Consider the following 16,739-nt stretch of genomic DNA (forward strand, 5'->3'; position numbering starts at 1 on the left):
TTTTGACGGTGAAAATATAGGCAATGTAATTTATGGAAAACCATATTCATTCTTCTTTAGTCTGTGCGGCGCGGTTACTTCGTTTAGCGGGGGGCAATGCAGAACTCGTAGAGGTATTTGGCAAGAATGCCGCCATCGACATCTCAACAAAGGTAACATTCACATCATTACAACGATATTTATCACAATTATCGCGTGCGATATCCGTTCGTTTTAAAATCAAAAAACAACCCTTAAATAAAATTAAAACCGAGCAATTGCCACTGGCGTTTCGCGATATTCAAGGGCGTTTTATCTTATTGGCTGGATTAAATGATAATCAGGCATTGCTACAATACCCTGATAGCAATAAACCACAAATAGTTAATTATCAAGATCTTGCTACAATGTGGGGCGGGGTTGTACTCTATTGTAGTCATTCACGCTTTGATATTCGCTGGTTTATCCCGGTGTTATTGCGACACCGTAAACCGCTGATTCAGGTCTTGGTGTTATCAATGCTATTACAGTTTTTGGCATTAATATCCCCACTTTTCTTTCAAGTTATCATGGATAAGGTCTTGGTCCATAATGCATTAACCACTCTTGATGTGTTAATTATTGTCTTGTTGGTGGTCGGGATCTATGAAGTTGCACTCAAGTTTTTGCGTGAATATATCTTTAGTCATACCATGACTCGGGTGGATATTTTATTGGGTGGTAAGCTATTCAACCATTTAATTAAATTGCCGCTAAGTTTTTTTAAGCGACGCCATGTCGGGAATATTGTCGCCAGAGTGCGGGAGTTAGATAATATTCGTGAATTCATTACCGGCACCGCGCTGACTTTATGTGTAGATATCGTTTTTACATTCGTATTATTTATTGTTATGTGGTGTATTTCACCGTTCCTGACATTTATTATTCTGGGCACATTGCCTCTTTATCTGTTATTGGCGGCAATGACCACGCGGCCATTGCAAAAAAAAGTCGAAGTTCTGTGCAGCTGTGCAGCACAAAATGGCGCATTTTTAACCGAAACCGTCTCGGGGGTTGAAACGGTAAAAAGTTTGGCGCTAGAACCGCAAATGCAGCAGCGCTGGGAGACACAAACGCGGGTTTTTGCCCAAGCCAATTTTCAGGTGCAAAATTTGCAAAACCTTAGCAGTCAATGTGCTCAATTACTGCAAAAGTTAGCGGGGGCACTGGTTATCGTCATTGGGGCCTATCAAGTGATGTCTGTGCAGCTCAGTATCGGGCAACTAATTGCCTTTAACATGCTAGCCGTTCAAGCATTAATGCCGATGAGTAAGTTGGTTGATTTATGGCAGCAAAGCATACGCGCGCAGGTTGGGCTGATGCTGATATCTGATATTTTGAGTTTACCGGCCGAACAGGCCTCGGGCGTTGTACCCTCTAACCGCCAAATTAACGGCGATATCACATTGGAAAATGTGACTTTTCGTTATCGACCTGACCTTGAGCCCGTGCTGCATAATTTTTCATTGTCACTGCGTGCGGGCGAGCATATCGGGCTGGTGGGCCCATCAGGGTCGGGTAAAAGTACGGTAGCACGCTTATTACAGCGCCTTTATATTGCTGAGCAGGGGGTTATTAACATTGATGGCTGCCCGATAAGCCATTTTTCTCCTGAATGCTTACGGCGTCAGATTGGTGTGGTGATGCAGGAAAATTACCTGTTTAACCGCACGGTGCGTGAAAATATTGCCTATTCTCGGCCAACAGCCGCATTCAGTGAGGTCGTCGATGCCGCCTGTTTGGCTGGTGCTAATGCCTTTATTTTGGCCTTGCCGCTAGGGTATGACACTGTGCTATCAGAGGGCGGAACCTCTCTTTCTGGCGGGCAACGCCAACGTATTGCTATTGCCCGCACGCTACTGGCGAATCCCCGGGTATTGATTTTTGATGAAGCAACCAGCGCTTTGGATGATGAATTGCAAGCCGAAGTACAGAAGAATATGGCCCAAATCATCGCCAATCGTACTGTTATCACCATTGCTCACCGTCTTTCGACGGTACGGCACTGCCATCGTATCGCCGTCATAACGCAAGGCCGTGTGTCTGAGCTGGCAAATCACAGCCAACTGCTGGCCCAAAAAGGGGGTTATGCCCAACTTTGGCGGCAACAAGCCGATTTTTCCCTTGGGGAATTGACATGAAGCTGATGCGGTTTTGAGTGAAATCATCGATGTTTAAAACGCTAAAAAAATGCTGGCAAAGCCACTTTTCGGCGGGACGAACCCGTGACGAATATGACTTTCTTCCTGCTTATTTGGATATTGTAGAGCGCCCGGTAGCCCCATTGGCCCGGTGTACCGCCTGGTTTTTGACACTAACATTGTTACTGGTATTGGTCTGGTCAATTGTTGGGGAGCTTGATATTCATGCCTCAGCCAATGGCAAAGTGATTGTTTCTGAGCATTCCAAAGTCATTCAATCTTTTGAACCGGGGGTGGTAGCCGCTATCCATGTTCGCGATGGTGATCGGGTAGATGCGGGTCAGGTGTTAATTGAACTTAATCCCATTGGCATTGATGCCGAGGTCAGCAATATCAACCAACAATTAATGCATCGTTCGCTGGAGGCCGCGCGAATGGCGGCGCTACTGACCGATAATCCTCTGTCGAATTTCCTCTATCCATATGACAGCCCTGAAAGTTTGGTGATGACCGCCAAAGCTCTTTTGGCGAAAGAATATGACGAAGTTAATGCGGAGCTTGCACGTCAAGAGAGTGAACAGGCGGTTAATCAAGCTTATATCCAAGCTGGAGGCGCTAATGTTGTTCATCAGCAAGATTTGATGAAAAATATTTATCAAAGGTTACAGGCATTGCGAACACTGGCGAAATCCAAATCCATTGCTGAGGTCGAGGTATTAATACAAGAACGAGAGTGGCTGAATGCCAAGGCGGAAGCCAGTCGCTTACAGAATGAACAAGCTGTTTTGCATGCTAAAAAACACCATCTAAAGCAAACCCGATTGCACTATTTAGCTGAGAAGAAACGAGGTTATCAGGAGCAACTGAATAAGACCCATGAAGTTCTCAGCCAATTACAGCAAGAACGGGTAAAACTGATGGAAAAACAGCGGCAACAAACCTTACGTGCCCCCGTAGCTGGCGTTATACAGCAATCCACGGTGCATACTCTCGGTGGGGTTGTCACCAGCGCTCAACCGCTCATGGTTTTGGTTCCGGAACATTATCAACTAGAGCTGGATGTGATGATCCTCAATAAAGATGTTGGCTTTGTTCTCCCCGGCCAAGCGGTGGAAGTCAAAATCGACAGTTTCCCCTATACCCGATTCGGCACACTTTCGGGTGAAGTCAAACATATCTCGCGTGATGCCATGGAAGATCAACAGCACGGATTGGTGTTCCCTGCGCGTATTAGACTCAGTAGCGATACGCTCACTGTTGAGGGGAAGCCCGTGCGGTTATCTGCGGGGATGGCTGTTAGCGTCGAGATTAAAACCGGCCGACGACGGGTTATTGATTACTTACTCAGCCCATTGCAGCAATATCAATCAGAAGCCATGAGGGAGCGTTGATATGGTGAATTCAACCGCGACTCAGACTATTGAGCCGTTAGAAGCACTGGCTCGGGCTGCGGCGTGTTTTGATCTGGCCGTCGAGGCATCACATTTAGCCCACAAGGTCGGATTAGCACCTCAAGATATCGATAATATTGCCGTCTGCCGCTGTGCGAGTTGGATTGGCTTGCGGGCCCGAATCATCAACCAGCCCTTGTCGCGATTAGGCCATTTGGCGCTTCCTGTTTTGTTCAGAAATGGCGCGCAGTGGTATGTGCTATTGGCCCTCAATGCACAAGGGGCCAGTGTTTATTTTTCCGCTGATAATCAGCAACGACAATTGAGTCAGCAGGAACTGGCCAACTTGTGGTGTGGCGAGGCCATATTACTGGCTAAAGCCGAACAACCGGAGCAAAAGAAAACGTCGTTTGGATTTGGCTGGTTTATCCCGGTTATGACCAAATACCGCCATCAGTTGCGTAACATCGTTTTGGTTTCATTGTTATTGCAGGGCATTTTGCTGGTGACGCCGATGCTATTTGAAACAGTCATCGACAAAGTTCTGGTAAGCCGTGGGATGGGGAGCTTGATGGTGTTGGGGATTGCCATGGTTACGCTGGCGGTTGTGGAGCCGTGTTATACCTTTTTGCGTGGATGGTTGTTTTCACATTTATCCAGTCGCGTGGGTGCTGAACTGAATACCGGGCTTTATCGCCATTTAATGGGGCTACCACTGAGTTACTTTGCTTCACAACAAACCGGGCAGACTATTGCGAAAATGCGGGAAATGGAGCAAATTCGCAGCTTTCTGACCGGTTCTGCACTCACCATGCTGCTGGATTTAGTCTTTGTCAGCACCTTTATCGCAGTGATGTTTTGCTACAGTACCCAATTGACATGGATAGTATTGTGTTCTCTGGTTTGCTATCTGTTGTTCTGGTGGGCCGCTGGGGGGGCGCTACGCAAGCGAGTGGAGCGGCAATATGAAACCAGTGCGCAGAATACAGCCTTTCTCACCGAAACTATCAGCGGGCTGGAAACCATCAAAACATCCGCTACTGAGAACCAATTTAATCGGCGCTGGCGACACTCATTGGCAGGTTATGTGCGCGCCTCATTTTCCTGTGCCAGGGCAGCAAATGTTGCTGAGCAAGGTATCGCGCTCATCAATAAAGTCACGTCGGCAATCCTGTTGTGGATGGGTGTGACGTTGGTATTAGCTGGCGAGCTTAGTCCTGGGCAGTTTATCGCATTTACACTGTTTTCAGGCTATGTCACTCAACCCATCCTGCGTTTGGCGCAAATCTGGCAAGATTTTCAGCATACGCAAGTGGCGCTAAAGCGTATTGGCACCATTTTGGATTCCCCCACCGAGCCGGGCAGCGCCGGGCTACTGTCTAAATCCTATCGGCCGGGGAGTTTGGCTTTTAAACAGGTGCGTTTTCGTTATCAAGCAGATACTGCTGAAGTGATACAAAACCTAAACTTAGAGATTGCCGGTGGGGAGTTTATCGGTATTACCGGGCCATCAGGCTGTGGGAAATCGACATTAACCAAGCTACTCCAACGGCTATACACCCCACAACACGGGCAAATTCTGGTCGATGGTCAGGATTTGGCTATTACTGACGCCACCACATTACGTTGCCAGATGAGTGTGGTGTTGCAAGAAAGCGTCCTGTTTTCAGGATCGATACGTGACAACATATGCCAGTGCCGCCCAACAGCGGATGATACACAAATTGAGCATATTGCCCGCCTGGCTGGCGCGCATGATTTTATTACGGCGCTGCCACAGGGCTATCAAACGCAAGTTGGTGAGCGGGGCGGTTTGTTATCTGGCGGACAGCGGCAGCGAGTCGCATTGGCAAGGGCATTGATGGCAAACCCCAAAATACTGATTCTTGATGAAGCCACCAGTGCCTTGGATTATGAGTCAGAGGCCGCGATCATGCGCCAGCTGCCCGAGATCACTCGCAATCGTACAGTTATTTGCATCGCGCATCGGTTAAATACGTTGCGCCAATGTCATCGTATCTTGGTATTAAAAGAGGGGCAAATATTGGAACAAGGTAGCCATCAAGAGTTACTGAATCAGTCTGGTACTTATGCCCGTTTGTGGCGATTACAGACCGAGTAAAGTGCACGGATGCTGTAAACACTTTTCACAGAAATTAAATATTCGTTAAACAGAGAATAGACAAACCGTGCAACCAGAAACCACTGTATATATAATCAGTCCATTGAGTGTTATGGAACTTGTCGTTTCAAAAGGAGAGTTATGATTACTCGGCTTGCTATCTCTGGCTACCGTTCTTTGCGTGATGTGGTGCTGGAATTGGGGCAGTTGAATGTGATTACCGGTGCTAATGGCAGCGGTAAATCTAGCCTCTATCGTGCACTACGATTGCTGTCAGATATTGGCCAAGGGCAGGTTATCCAATCACTGGCGGCAGAGGGGGGGCTACAATCTACTCTCTGGGCTGGGCCGGAGTCATTCTCTCGGGCGATGAAACGAGGAGAGCAGCCGATTCAAGGCATGGTTCGTCATAACCCTGTTAGCCTAAAACTCGGTTTTTCCGGGGCAGATTACGGCTATGCCATCGACTTAGGGCTTCCTGTTGCTCGCGGTGACTTTGCTGTTAGCAATGCTGGGGTTGAAGGCTCCTTTTTTACTCGTGACCCTGAAATTAAGGTTGAAAGCTTATGGTGTGGCGATGCTCTGCACCACAGTAATATTTTTGCGGAACGTCGTGGCCCGAGAGTTAAAATTCGTGATGATAACGGTGTTTGGCGCGAGGCATATCATGGACTGGCGGCCTATGACAGCATGATGACGCACAGTACCGATCCCCGTAATGCTCCGGAGATTTTGGTCATGCGTGAGCGGATGCGGGCGTGGCGTTTTTATGACAACCTGCGTACAGATCGTCATGCACCGGCTCGTCAGGCACAAATAGGCACTTACACGCCGGTGCTTGCCAGCGACGGTTCTGATTTGGCCGCAGCGCTGCAAACCATCAGAGAGATAGGGGATATCGAGGCGCTAAACCATACTATTGCCGATGCATTTCCCGGTACAACTCTGAACATCCAACCGAATTTTGAGCTATTGCTGGCACAGCACGGCTTGTTAAGGCCTCTTAAAGTGGCCGAGCTATCGGATGGCACATTGCGTTACTTATTGCTGGCGGCGGCGCTACTCTCCCCACGCCCACCCGAAATGATGATCCTCAATGAACCGGAAATCAGCTTACATGTTGACTTACTAAAACCTTTAGCCCGCCTGATTGCTCAGGCAGCACAACACACCCAGGTGATTGTTGTTTCCCATGCCGCAGAGTTGGTGGGCGCGCTTGAGCAGGAAGAGAACTGCCAGCATATCTTGTTGCATAAAGAACTCAGTGAAACCAGGGTACAGCAAGAAATCAATCCAAATTGGCAGTGGCCATCACGTTAGAGAAGTAGGGTCAAAAAAATAAGTTGAAAAAATAATAAGGGGCGGTTAGGCCCCGGAATTACCGATAAAGTTTGCTGTTCAATAAACGCTAAGTACAGAATGGTTAATTTAACGATTAATACCTGTCAGACTTCAAGCTGCATGTGCGTTGGCTGTTTTCGTTCACCCCAGCCACTTACTGGTGTAAGCTCCAGGGGACTCGCTCAATTGCTGCCTTCCTGCAACTCGAATTATTTAGGGTATTGATGGTAATACACTTCATTCCAGCGAATTTCATTTTTGAAGGTTGGCAAAGTGGTGTCGTTATCAATAAGCAGGAACTCAATGCCATGCATTTCGGCATACAAACGCAACTCATCCACTCCGATAGCTTGCGAGAAGACCGTATGGTGCGCGCCCCCTGCGATAATCCAGGCTTCGGCGGCTGTTGCCAGTGAAGGCTGAGCTTGCCAGATAGCACGGGCCACCGGCAGTTTGGGCAATGGATAGGGTTGCTCAATGGTGTCGACCACATTGACCAATAAACGGAAGCGGTTACCCATATCGATCAAGCTGGCATTTAGCGCCGTGCCGGCGGGAGTCGAAAAGATCAACCGGGCGGGAGCGGCTTTACCGCCAATACCTAAATGCTGTACATCCAACAGCGGTTTTTCTGCTGTGGCGATCGACGGGCAGACTTCCAGCATATGGGAGCCAACCACCAAATCATTACCCGGTTGGAAGTGATAAGTGTAATCCTCCATAAAGGAAGTACCGCCTTGCAGGCCAGTTCCCATCACTTTCATAATGCGCAATAACGCGGCGGTTTTCCAATCGCCTTCGGCACCAAAACCATAGCCTTGTTGCATCAGGCGTTGAACCGCCAGGCCCGGTAACTGCTTCAATCCATAAAGGTTTTCAAAGTTAGTGGTAAAAGCGTTAAAGCCGCCTTGTTCCAGAAAATACTTCATACCCAACTCAATACGAGCAGCATCTAGTAAGTTTTCGCGTTTATTGCCGTTCAGTTTCACGGCGTCTGTCAGCCGATAAGTCGCTTCGTATTCTTCAACCAAGGTATCAATATTAACTTTACTGACGGCATCTACCACTGCAACCAAATCACCGATACCATAGGCATTAACCGAATAGCCAAACTGGATTTGCGCAGCGACTTTATCCCCTTCGGTCACTGCCACTTCGCGCATATTATCGCCAAAGCGGGCCACTTTCAGTTGTTGGCTTTCTTGTTTAGCCGCCGCGACACGCATCCATTGGTTGATACGTTGATGTGCTGTTTTATCTTGCCAATGGCCGGCGATAACACTGTGTTGTTGGCGCATCCTTGCACCGATAAAACCAAATTCCCGGCCACCATGGGCGGTTTGGTTCAAGTTCATAAAGTCCATATCCATGGTTTCCCATGGGATCTGAGCATTAAACTGCGTATGGAATTGTAGCAATGGCTTACTCAGAATACTCAGTCCACCAATCCACATTTTGGCCGGGGAAAAAGTATGTAGCCAGGCCATAACACCAACACAGGTGGTATTGTAGTTGGCCTCGCGGCACAAAGTGGTGATTTCATCTGGCGTTGTCACCACCGGCTTCAGCACCAGTTTTATCGGTAAACCGGCTTCGTTATTCAGGCTGTTAACGACATGATGGGCATTATCCATGACGTGTTGCAGGGTTTTAGGGCCATACAAATTTTGGCTACCGACCACAAACCATACTTCTGATTGCTTGAATACGTCCATCGGATACTCCATTTAATCAATTTTCATACAGCATACAGTGATAAATCGTCCTGATCATCAAGGTCATAGTGTCGCTTTGGTGACGGGTATGTAGTGTGGCTCGGCCGACAGACACCATTGTTGATAACGTTGATAAAGCTGCTGATAGCGGGCTACCTGGGTCGCATTGGGTGTCAGGGTTCGCTCAATTTTGCACGCCATATGGCGCTGTGCGGTGGGGACATCAGCAAAAACACCCGCGGCAACAGCGGCAAAAATAGCTGCACCCAATGCACAGCATTGATCCGATGCCACAATTTGGAGCGGCCTGTTCATGACATCAGCACAAACCTGCATGATAACCGGTGATTTTCGTGCAATACCCCCTAAGGCAAGTATGTTTTCAACCGGAATATTCTGCTGTTCGAAGCATTCCATTATCGCGCGAGCACCAAATGCAGTAGCTGCGATAAAACCGCCAAACAGCGTGGGGGCATCAGTCCCCAAGTTCAGATCAGTGATAACCCCCTTTAGCCGCTGATTAGCATTTGGGGTGCGGCGGCCATTAAACCAATCCAATACCACTGGCAGGTTATCCAATGAGGGGTTTTTAGCCCATTCTGTCGTCAGTGAGGCCAGTAAAGTAGATTCAATCAATTTTAACTGTGACTGTAATTCAGGCTGTGCCAGCGCAGCCTGATGCAATGGCCAGCTTAATAACCGGCTGAACCAGGCGTACATATCGCCAAATGCGGACTGACCCGCTTCCATGCCGATCCAACCGGGCACTACGCTACCTTCCACTTGACCACAAATCCCTGCAATGGCTCGCTTACCCACTAACTTTTTGTCGGCAATCAAAATATCGCAAGTGGAAGTTCCAATGACTTTCACCAAAGTATAAGGTTGAGCACCTGCACCGACAGCACCCATATGGCAATCGAATGCACCACCAGAAATAACCACAGTCGTGGGTAATCCTAAGCGCTCGGCCCATTCAGCCGTAATCTTGCCCACCGGGCGTTCAGCGGTATAAGTATCGGTGAACATTGGGTAATCGAGATGCTCGACTAAACGGCTATCGAGTGCGGCCAAGAATTCGCGAGGGGGTAATCCTCCCCAAGATGGATGCCACAAACTTTTATGCCCAGCGCCGCAACGGCCCCGTTGAATATCCTTAGGGGCAGTGGTGCCAGAGAGTAGCGCAGGGATCCAGTCGCACAGCTCAACCCATGACACCGCCGCGTCACGGACGGCCTGATCCGCACGCGTAACATGCAGAATCTTTGCCCAAAACCACTCGGATGAATACACTCCGCCGATATAACGCGAATAATCATCAAATTCACCACTGCTGCATAAACGGTTAATTTTCTCCGCTTCCTCTATAGCAGTGTGATCTTTCCATAACACAAACATAGCATTGGGATTGTCAGCAAAATCAGGGCGTAACGCCAAGACCTGGCCGTGTTCATCAATAGGTGCAGGGGTAGAGCCGGTCGTATCCACGCCAATGCCGATAATATGTTGACGTTGATCTGCTGACAGACGGCCAACTAACTGAAAAATAGCCTGTTCCATAGCCTCGATATAGTCGAGAGGATGATGGCGGAACTGGTTTTGTGCCGCGTTGCTGTAAAGCCCTTTCTGCCAGCGAGGATAGTAAACAACCTCAGTATCAATTTCGGTGCCATGTTGACAATCCACCGCCAATACCCGGACAGAATCGCTGCCAAAATCCAACCCGAGCGCGATAGGGCTGTCTATCGATATAACTTCGCCTGTCATGGTGGTTGCTCCTAACTCATTGCTGAAAAAAGATTCATTGGCAATTGCTCATTGATTGCTAACCAAGATAGGAGTGAGTGGCAGCCAAAGGTGAGGAGTCAATCGCTGGAAGTATGCACTTTTCTGCTTCGTATAGCGTTTTTGTGATGGCAGTCAAACAACAAGCAACCACCGGGCTAATTTTGTTCGACTGGGCACCCGGCATCACCAAGATTCCATACTGAATTCGGAATAATTATGGAACCAGGTGCGAGGAATTTTTGCGGAACATAATGGTTATATCCCTTTTTATGGCAGAATTTTTTAAAATCGTAGAATGAATAACAATGTGCTTTAAAGTAAATTTTTCTCCGATAACTTTCGACATGTTGCTCAGAGCGCGCCAGCTTCTGGGCGATAGTCTTATTACTTGCGTTTTGAAGTATATAAAACACGACATCAAATTCTTCATCAGTAAAAAAATTATCTGGCTTTTCAACTAAGAATGTAAGAAGTAACTCTTTATTAAAATATTGCTCAGCGGTGAGTAAATCCAGTTTTTTTCCATGGAAAATAACACCCAGGCACTCTTTTTCTCTATTTAAAAGTGGGAATTTATCAAATATATAAGGTTGAAGTTTTTGTTCGCGGCCAAAGCAATGCATCTCAATTGAAGAGACTCGTTTTTTAGTTATCGCTGCTAGCTGCTCTTGTGCTCTGAATTGGGATGAAAATTTTGCAAAAGAGGGATGGGGCAGTTCACTCTGTGACAAACCGTTAATACGAAATTTTGGTGGCAAATTTAATAGTTTAAAGAATGGGGTGTTAGCATATAAATAGCGCGAGTCAAGGTCTTTGAAACCCCAAGCTTCATCACTGCTCTCCCACAAAAAAATGAACTGCAACGGAACTTCGTCAGGAAGGTGAAAGTGTTGGTTGTTTTTGCACATATAAGTCTCATATTAAATGTTGAATAAGGTTATATCATTAAATGAAATTAATTAGCCTTTGTAGATTAAGCAGAACTTGCTTTTCAATCCTTGCTGAGTTATTTATCTTATAACAAAACTTCCATTTAAGACAATGGTTCACGGAATAACAATAACCATATTTGCATTAATAAAATTGATTTCATTTATATAAATGAAACCAGGTTTGTTCACATTAATAAAACCAATTTAAAGTAGTTTAAAGTTCAAAAAATATAAGGAGTATAAGCATGAATGGACTCTCTTCCCGCGGTGACGATTATTCCTTGAGTCGCTTACCGTTATCTGCCAAATCAAGTTTTCTCTCCGTTACTTTGGTCAGAGTGGGCGCAATCACAACCTTAGCACAATTTATGTTAGGTGCCACTTTAGGGCATGCGATGACGTTTAGCCAGGCGATGCTGGCCACCGTGTTAGGGAGTTTACTACTCCAATTTATTAGCCTTGGGCTCGGCATTGCCGGTGCGCGTGAGGGATTGTCAATTAGTTTGTTGGCTCGGTGGTGCGGTTTTGGTCGTGTTGGTTCGGTGATTATTGGCAGCGGAATTGCGATTAGCCTTCTGGGTTGGTTTGGTATATTGAATGCAGTTTTTGCTAATAGTTTGAATCATATGTTGGGCGACTTTCTCAGCTTTAGATGGGCTGCTGCTATCTCTGGCATAGCATTTACACTACTGGTTGCATTTGGATTCAAAGCGTTAAGCTGGACCGCAAAATTCGCCGTACCGCTCTTTTTTCTGGCGATGGGTTGGATTTCGTTAAATCTGCTAGCCGGACACAATATTGTTGATCTGGCAGTCGTCATCCCGACCGGAACGTCGATGACTATTGCTGCAGGTGCTACGATGGTTGCCGGGGGATACATCGTCGGCGCACTTATGACACCCGATATTAGCCGCTATTGTAAAAATAGTAGGCACGTATTTTGGATGACGATGGTCTGCATCTTGGTGGGTGAATTTATGATCAATGGCATCGCCATATTGATTGCGCATGCGCTCAACACTGACGATGTGGTCACCATCATGATCCAAACATCAGGGTGGATCGGGTTGCTCACCGTTATTCTTGCGACTATCAAGGTAAATGATGTTTGCTTGTATTCTTCATCGCTTGCTCTGACCAACGTGGTAGAGGGAATCACCGGTAACCGGTGGAGTCGCACTTGGTTGACGCTGTTACTCGGTATCGTAGGAACTCTCCTATCAATAGTCGGGATTTTAGATAAGTTTACTGATTTTCTCACGCTACTCGGTGTTGTCTTTCCGCCAATATCAGGTGTCATGCTGGTGGACTACTATGTGTTACGCAGCAGCCGCCAATTGCTTGATGCCACTCGCCAGGCACAGACATTGCCTGAATCAACGCCATTAATTGGCTGGAAGGCTATTGCGGCTTGTATCGTGGGAACTATCGGCAGTATGAATATTGAACTTGGTATTCCGTCATTCAATTCATTAATCATTGCCAGTGTTATTTATTGGATAATGGGTAGCATAAAGGGAAAATAATATTTTAAATTCTTACCATAGAATATTGATCACTTTAAAAGGAGCTAATAATGATAGATAAAATTAATCACCCCAAAATAATGGGTTCTAAAGGACTAGATGTAGAGACTTTTGGTTCGCTCGTATCATTTATGGAAAATAATGAAGAGCCTTGGGGGGTAAAAGATTGCGAATCGCGCTTTATGTATGCCAATAAAGCCACCCTTAAACTTAGCCAATTACCGCTTGAATTTGATATTGAAGGCCGATTAGACAGCGAGTGTCCTGCCCAGTGGGCAGAATTTGCGTCAGATTTACAAAAACAAGACCGGGAGGTTGAGACAGATAAGCAACGTGTGGCGATGATTCAGACCTGTTTATGGGGGCAAGAGCATACGCTTTGCGAAAAATTCCCTCTTTTTGATAATGAAAAAAAATGTATCGGCACTATTTATCATGTGACAAAGTTCAATTTTATTTCTTTATATGACTTATTTAATCAGGAAATCCCCCCTGTATTGGTAATGAAACCACCGACAAATGATTTTAATCAAAAAGAACTTGAAGTGATTTTTTTCTTATTACAATCCCTTAACGCTAAAGAGATAGCGAAAAAACTCAATCTTTCTTACCGCACAATAGAAAATAAATTGCAATTGATATACGGCAAGGCAAAAGTAAATTCGCTAAGCACCTTTAAAGAATACTGCAAAGCAGAAGGTTTGAATCGTTATATTCCTGAACGGTTTATTAAATCAGGTTGTACATTTATTTAGAACTTATGAAAAAGTGGCTAATGGGGGGGCATAAAAAAGTGTGGGGCAATAACGCTGCCAGTCCATAAGGCTGACACCACGAACGGTGGGCCAAATAGGCCCAGTGGAAGCGAAGCTGCAAAATGCGACATCTGACTTTTTTGAACTGGATCTGAGTAAAAATCACTCACCTGTGAAATGGTTGCCATAGCGATTACCCATTGATGATTCAGGGAGTTGGGATGTTGTCACAGGATCAGACTTTTGATGACAGGGACGTGTGGAGTTTGCTTGCTGATGAGCTTTCCTTGCTCCCTGGTATGACCGATACGGGGCGTTTAGGATTTGCCCTTCAACTGAAATTCCGACAAGTACAGGGTCATTACCCTGAATCAATAAACGAATTCCCTACAGGCATTGTGCGCGCTATTGCTGAACAGAAAAGAAGGTGTCAGTATCAGTGCCGTGGCGCGTGAGTTTAACACCACACGCCAGACGGTTCTGCGGATAAGATCATCTGCACGGTAGAGAATAACGGTGCGCTTGCACCTGCGTACCATTGCTCAAATACTGATGAGCGGCAGAGCTGCCGAAAACGGTTATTCCAAAAGGCTTCACCGACAGACGCTATCGTGGCGCTTTTTATCAGGATTTATCAGGTAATCCACTACCGTCTTATCCACACACAGATTCGCTCCTGACAACGCCAGCGTATGCCCGTCACCTTCCCGTGTCAGCAGCGGACTGCTGAATAGCGTGGCCATGGCTCTGGCATTGTGCCAGGGGGTGGTGGGATCGTGCCGCTGCGCAACAAACAGTAACTGCGGCAGATGAGGTACATGAACCGGGCGTTTGGCAAGAACATTGTTTTTCCATGGCCATAAGTCACACAAATTCAGGGGATCCGCTGTCTGAGGCGGATAATTCGTCGCCGCGAACGCCTCCCTAATCAACTGGCGCTGACGGAGAATGTCATTCTGGCTATATTTACGTATGGGTTGATCAGCGCAAGTGATAACGCTCAATGCATCCCAATCAAGAATTGATGCGGAATTATTCAGCAATCCGTTGACTTCTGTACTGACAATACCGGCACTGAGCTGCCTGACCGCAGTGGCCAGGGAAGGCCAGGATGAGCGCCATAGCAGAAGAACTTGTGTCAGGAATCGCAGGTCATTGGCGGATATTTGCCGACCTTCAGCTCCGTATAGCGGCTGAGCGTGCAGTTGACTCAACAGATTGCGATACTGCTGGGTAGCGAGCATTTTGTCTGATGAGAGAGGGCAACTGCCGGTTTCTGCGCACCAGGCAGCAAAGCGCTCAAAGGTCTGTTGGTATCCCCGTGCATCATTAAGCTGCCAGATGAAATCATCCTTTGCCACCTCCAGTTCGACAACCCCATCCAGCACTATTGCCCGGGTCGTTGAGGGAAAACGTTCGGCGTAGAGCGCTGCAACCTGAGTGCCGTAGGAATAAGCCACTGCTGTCAGCTTGCTGTCACCCAGCGCCTGGCGAATACGATCCACATCACTGACGGCTTCATCAGTGCCAATATGTTTTAGTACCTCAACGCCGGTATTATCGATGCAGGCTTTAAGCTTATTGTGGATTTTCTGCTCCTGACTGGTGACCGCGGCTGATGCATTCTCTGGCACCGTGCAGTTAATTTTAGGGGTAGATTGCCCGACACCTCGCGGATCGTACCTCACGATATCCCAGGATTCGTGCAGGTTAGTGACTGGCCAGTCAGCATCTCGGGAGGGCTTTTTACCTGATATACCTGACTGACCCGGACCGCCGCTGATCATGACTAAGCCCCCCTCGCGCACGCCTTTCGCTGGCAGCAGGGTCAATGCAAGTCTGACGGTTTTATCTGTGCCGTATTCTTCAATACTGGTGCCATTTTTATACTGCAATGGCACTTCCAGAAAGCCACAGCGCAGTTGTGGGGAGGGGGGAAAGCCGTTAAACCAGGAGTGAAACTTGCTGTTTAAGCAGGACTCCCATTGGATTGAGCCAGCCTGGCTGCTGAACGGGATAATACCGGCAATAAGCAATGTCAATGACAGCGGTTTTAACATAAAGGTTGTCCAATTCTTCCATGATGGTGGTGATGTTCCTGGAGTGAAAACTCTCCAGAAAACTTGAGGCGGTTCAGGTTACTGAACTATGGGAAAGTCGGCCAGCAGCTCCTGCACCAGTTGGGCTGGCACCTGAAGTCCCGCAGTGGCAAATGTTGCCGCCGTCATGTTTTTAAAAGCCGGTTCCACCTTCCGGAGCCGGGGGATGGCATCCGGCTCCAGCTGCAGCAGGTGACGTACTTTCGCTGCCGCATCCCTGTAACGCGGATCATCTTTGGTATACGCCTGCTTGTTCTTGTCATTAAACCATATTTCCAGCATGTCTTCCGAGAACGCGGTGGCCAGACCTTCCTCAATGACCAGTGACCCGCCGCCCACGACCGGTGCCAGCAGATGCACGCACTCGTGCGCCAACTGGTAAACCGCGCGCTTTTCATCATGAAAGGCTCTGCCACTCAGCATGATGGCAATGTGTCTGCGGGACGAGGTCTCATGGCTGCCCGGAAACCAGATCTGAGGCGCGGCATCATGAAACTCCACGCCGAGCAGCGTCCAGCCATCCTCACGCGGCCCATAGCGCTTTTCAATTTCTTGCAGTAACTCCCCCGTGTAAGTTACCAGCGTCCAGGTGCTTCCGGCTGGGCCAGCATGTGCATTGAACAGGTGGCCGGGAATAGCAAAAGAGTTGTTCTCCAGACTGCCGGCCTGCTGGCCAGCTTCGGTGCAGTTGGTCTGCACTTCGCTCAACGCTTTTTTCAGCCCGGCCACACGGTGGGGATTGTCGTGCTGGGTGGCGTAATCTATCTGTTGCTGGATGTTCTGTTCCTTGGTGGCGCAGCTGCCTTCTGCCGCAAACGACAGGGCTGGCAATGCGCATAATGGGAGCGCCAGTAACAGTGAGTGGCGTAATTTCATGCTTTAGCTTCCTTGTTAATGGGATGCATTGACAC

The 16,739-nt window shown here is 47.6% G+C and carries 11 protein-coding genes and 2 pseudogenes; 8 read left to right on the forward strand and 5 right to left on the reverse strand.

The features are described 5' to 3' along the window. The first annotated feature begins 32 nt into the window (after positions 1–32). From FTA91_RS03605 to FTA91_RS03620, 4 genes are all read left to right on the forward strand, one after another. Positions 33–2,159, forward strand: coding sequence for a peptidase domain-containing ABC transporter (locus FTA91_RS03605; RefSeq protein ID WP_145535950.1), 2,127 nt, complete (start codon positions 33–35; stop codon positions 2,157–2,159). 29 nt (positions 2,160–2,188) lie between these two features. Continuing rightward, entirely contained in the window at positions 2,189–3,550 is a 1,362-nt protein-coding gene (locus FTA91_RS03610) for an HlyD family type I secretion periplasmic adaptor subunit (protein ID WP_050114533.1), read from the forward strand. A 1-nt stretch (position 3,551) separates the two neighbouring features. Continuing rightward, the gene (locus FTA91_RS03615; RefSeq protein WP_050114534.1) at positions 3,552–5,672 is read left to right on the forward strand and encodes a type I secretion system permease/ATPase; all 2,121 of its coding nucleotides are present in this window, start codon (positions 3,552–3,554) and stop codon (positions 5,670–5,672) included. 141 nt (positions 5,673–5,813) lie between these two features. After that, positions 5,814–6,992 carry an AAA family ATPase gene (locus FTA91_RS03620; RefSeq protein WP_050114535.1) on the forward strand — a complete coding sequence of 393 codons (1,179 nt, stop codon included), beginning with the start codon at positions 5,814–5,816 and terminating at the stop codon, positions 6,990–6,992. 230 nt (positions 6,993–7,222) lie between these two features. Here the strand turns inward: FTA91_RS03620 and araA are convergent, their stop codons facing one another. The 3 genes from araA to FTA91_RS03635 all read right to left on the reverse strand — a co-directional run bounded on the left by araA (position 7,223) and on the right by FTA91_RS03635 (position 11,424). After that, entirely contained in the window at positions 7,223–8,728 is a 1,506-nt protein-coding gene (gene araA, locus FTA91_RS03625) for an L-arabinose isomerase (protein ID WP_050114536.1), read from the reverse strand. A gap of 63 nt (positions 8,729–8,791) precedes the next feature. Continuing rightward, entirely contained in the window at positions 8,792–10,495 is a 1,704-nt protein-coding gene (locus FTA91_RS03630) for a ribulokinase (RefSeq protein WP_145582958.1), read from the reverse strand. A 176-nt stretch (positions 10,496–10,671) separates the two neighbouring features. Further along, on the reverse strand, positions 10,672–11,424 hold the full coding sequence (locus FTA91_RS03635) for a PAS domain-containing protein (protein WP_050114538.1): 753 nt from the start codon (positions 11,422–11,424) through the stop codon (positions 10,672–10,674). A gap of 269 nt (positions 11,425–11,693) precedes the next feature. Between FTA91_RS03635 and FTA91_RS03640 the strand changes: the two genes are divergently transcribed. From FTA91_RS03640 to FTA91_RS20530, 4 genes and pseudogenes are all read left to right on the forward strand, one after another. Further along, positions 11,694–12,974: a cytosine permease gene (locus FTA91_RS03640; protein WP_145535952.1), complete on the forward strand. Its 1,281-nt coding sequence runs from the start codon at positions 11,694–11,696 to the stop codon at positions 12,972–12,974. Between the two features lie 53 nt (positions 12,975–13,027). After that, positions 13,028–13,729, forward strand: coding sequence for a PAS domain-containing protein (locus tag FTA91_RS03645; RefSeq protein ID WP_145535995.1), 702 nt, complete (start codon positions 13,028–13,030; stop codon positions 13,727–13,729). A 203-nt stretch (positions 13,730–13,932) separates the two neighbouring features. Continuing rightward, positions 13,933–14,148, forward strand: a pseudogene (locus FTA91_RS03650) (hypothetical protein); the annotation flags it as partial. Beyond that, on the forward strand, positions 14,138–14,236 hold the full coding sequence (locus FTA91_RS20530; RefSeq protein WP_174634414.1) for a helix-turn-helix domain-containing protein: 99 nt from the start codon (positions 14,138–14,140) through the stop codon (positions 14,234–14,236). The pseudogene FTA91_RS03650 and the gene FTA91_RS20530, both read left to right, overlap by 11 nt. An 86-nt stretch (positions 14,237–14,322) precedes the next feature. Here the strand turns inward: FTA91_RS20530 and FTA91_RS03660 are convergent, their stop codons facing one another. Together FTA91_RS03660 and FTA91_RS03665 are read right to left on the reverse strand one after the other, a co-directional pair. Further along, positions 14,323–15,789 (reverse strand): alpha/beta fold hydrolase, encoded by a 1,467-nt coding sequence (locus FTA91_RS03660; protein WP_050114549.1) that lies wholly within the window; start codon positions 15,787–15,789, stop codon positions 14,323–14,325. 702 nt (positions 15,790–16,491) lie between these two features. Further along, positions 16,492–16,704, reverse strand: a pseudogene (locus FTA91_RS03665) (DUF1090 family protein); the annotation flags it as partial. Positions 16,705–16,739 lie beyond the last annotated feature (35 nt).

The organism is Yersinia thracica (assembly GCF_902170565.1).
Taxonomy (GTDB): Bacteria; Pseudomonadota; Gammaproteobacteria; order Enterobacterales; family Enterobacteriaceae; genus Yersinia; species Yersinia thracica.

What these genes read in the sequence shown, in the direction of transcription:
- FTA91_RS03660 (WP_050114549.1), bottom strand. Translation starts at nt 15,789, where the DNA reads ATGTTAAAACCGCTGTCATTGACATTGCTTATTGCCGGTATTATCCCG.
- FTA91_RS03605 (WP_145535950.1), top strand. Translation starts at nt 33, where the DNA reads ATGGAAAACCATATTCATTCTTCTTTAGTCTGTGCGGCGCGGTTACTT.
- FTA91_RS03640 (WP_145535952.1), top strand. Translation starts at nt 11,694, where the DNA reads ATGAATGGACTCTCTTCCCGCGGTGACGATTATTCCTTGAGTCGCTTA.
- FTA91_RS03620 (WP_050114535.1), top strand. Translation starts at nt 5,814, where the DNA reads ATGATTACTCGGCTTGCTATCTCTGGCTACCGTTCTTTGCGTGATGTG.
- FTA91_RS03615 (WP_050114534.1), top strand. Translation starts at nt 3,552, where the DNA reads ATGGTGAATTCAACCGCGACTCAGACTATTGAGCCGTTAGAAGCACTG.
- FTA91_RS03610 (WP_050114533.1), top strand. Translation starts at nt 2,189, where the DNA reads ATGTTTAAAACGCTAAAAAAATGCTGGCAAAGCCACTTTTCGGCGGGA.
- araA (WP_050114536.1), bottom strand. Translation starts at nt 8,728, where the DNA reads ATGGACGTATTCAAGCAATCAGAAGTATGGTTTGTGGTCGGTAGCCAA.
- FTA91_RS03635 (WP_050114538.1), bottom strand. Translation starts at nt 11,424, where the DNA reads ATGTGCAAAAACAACCAACACTTTCACCTTCCTGACGAAGTTCCGTTG.
- FTA91_RS03630 (WP_145582958.1), bottom strand. Translation starts at nt 10,495, where the DNA reads ATGACAGGCGAAGTTATATCGATAGACAGCCCTATCGCGCTCGGGTTG.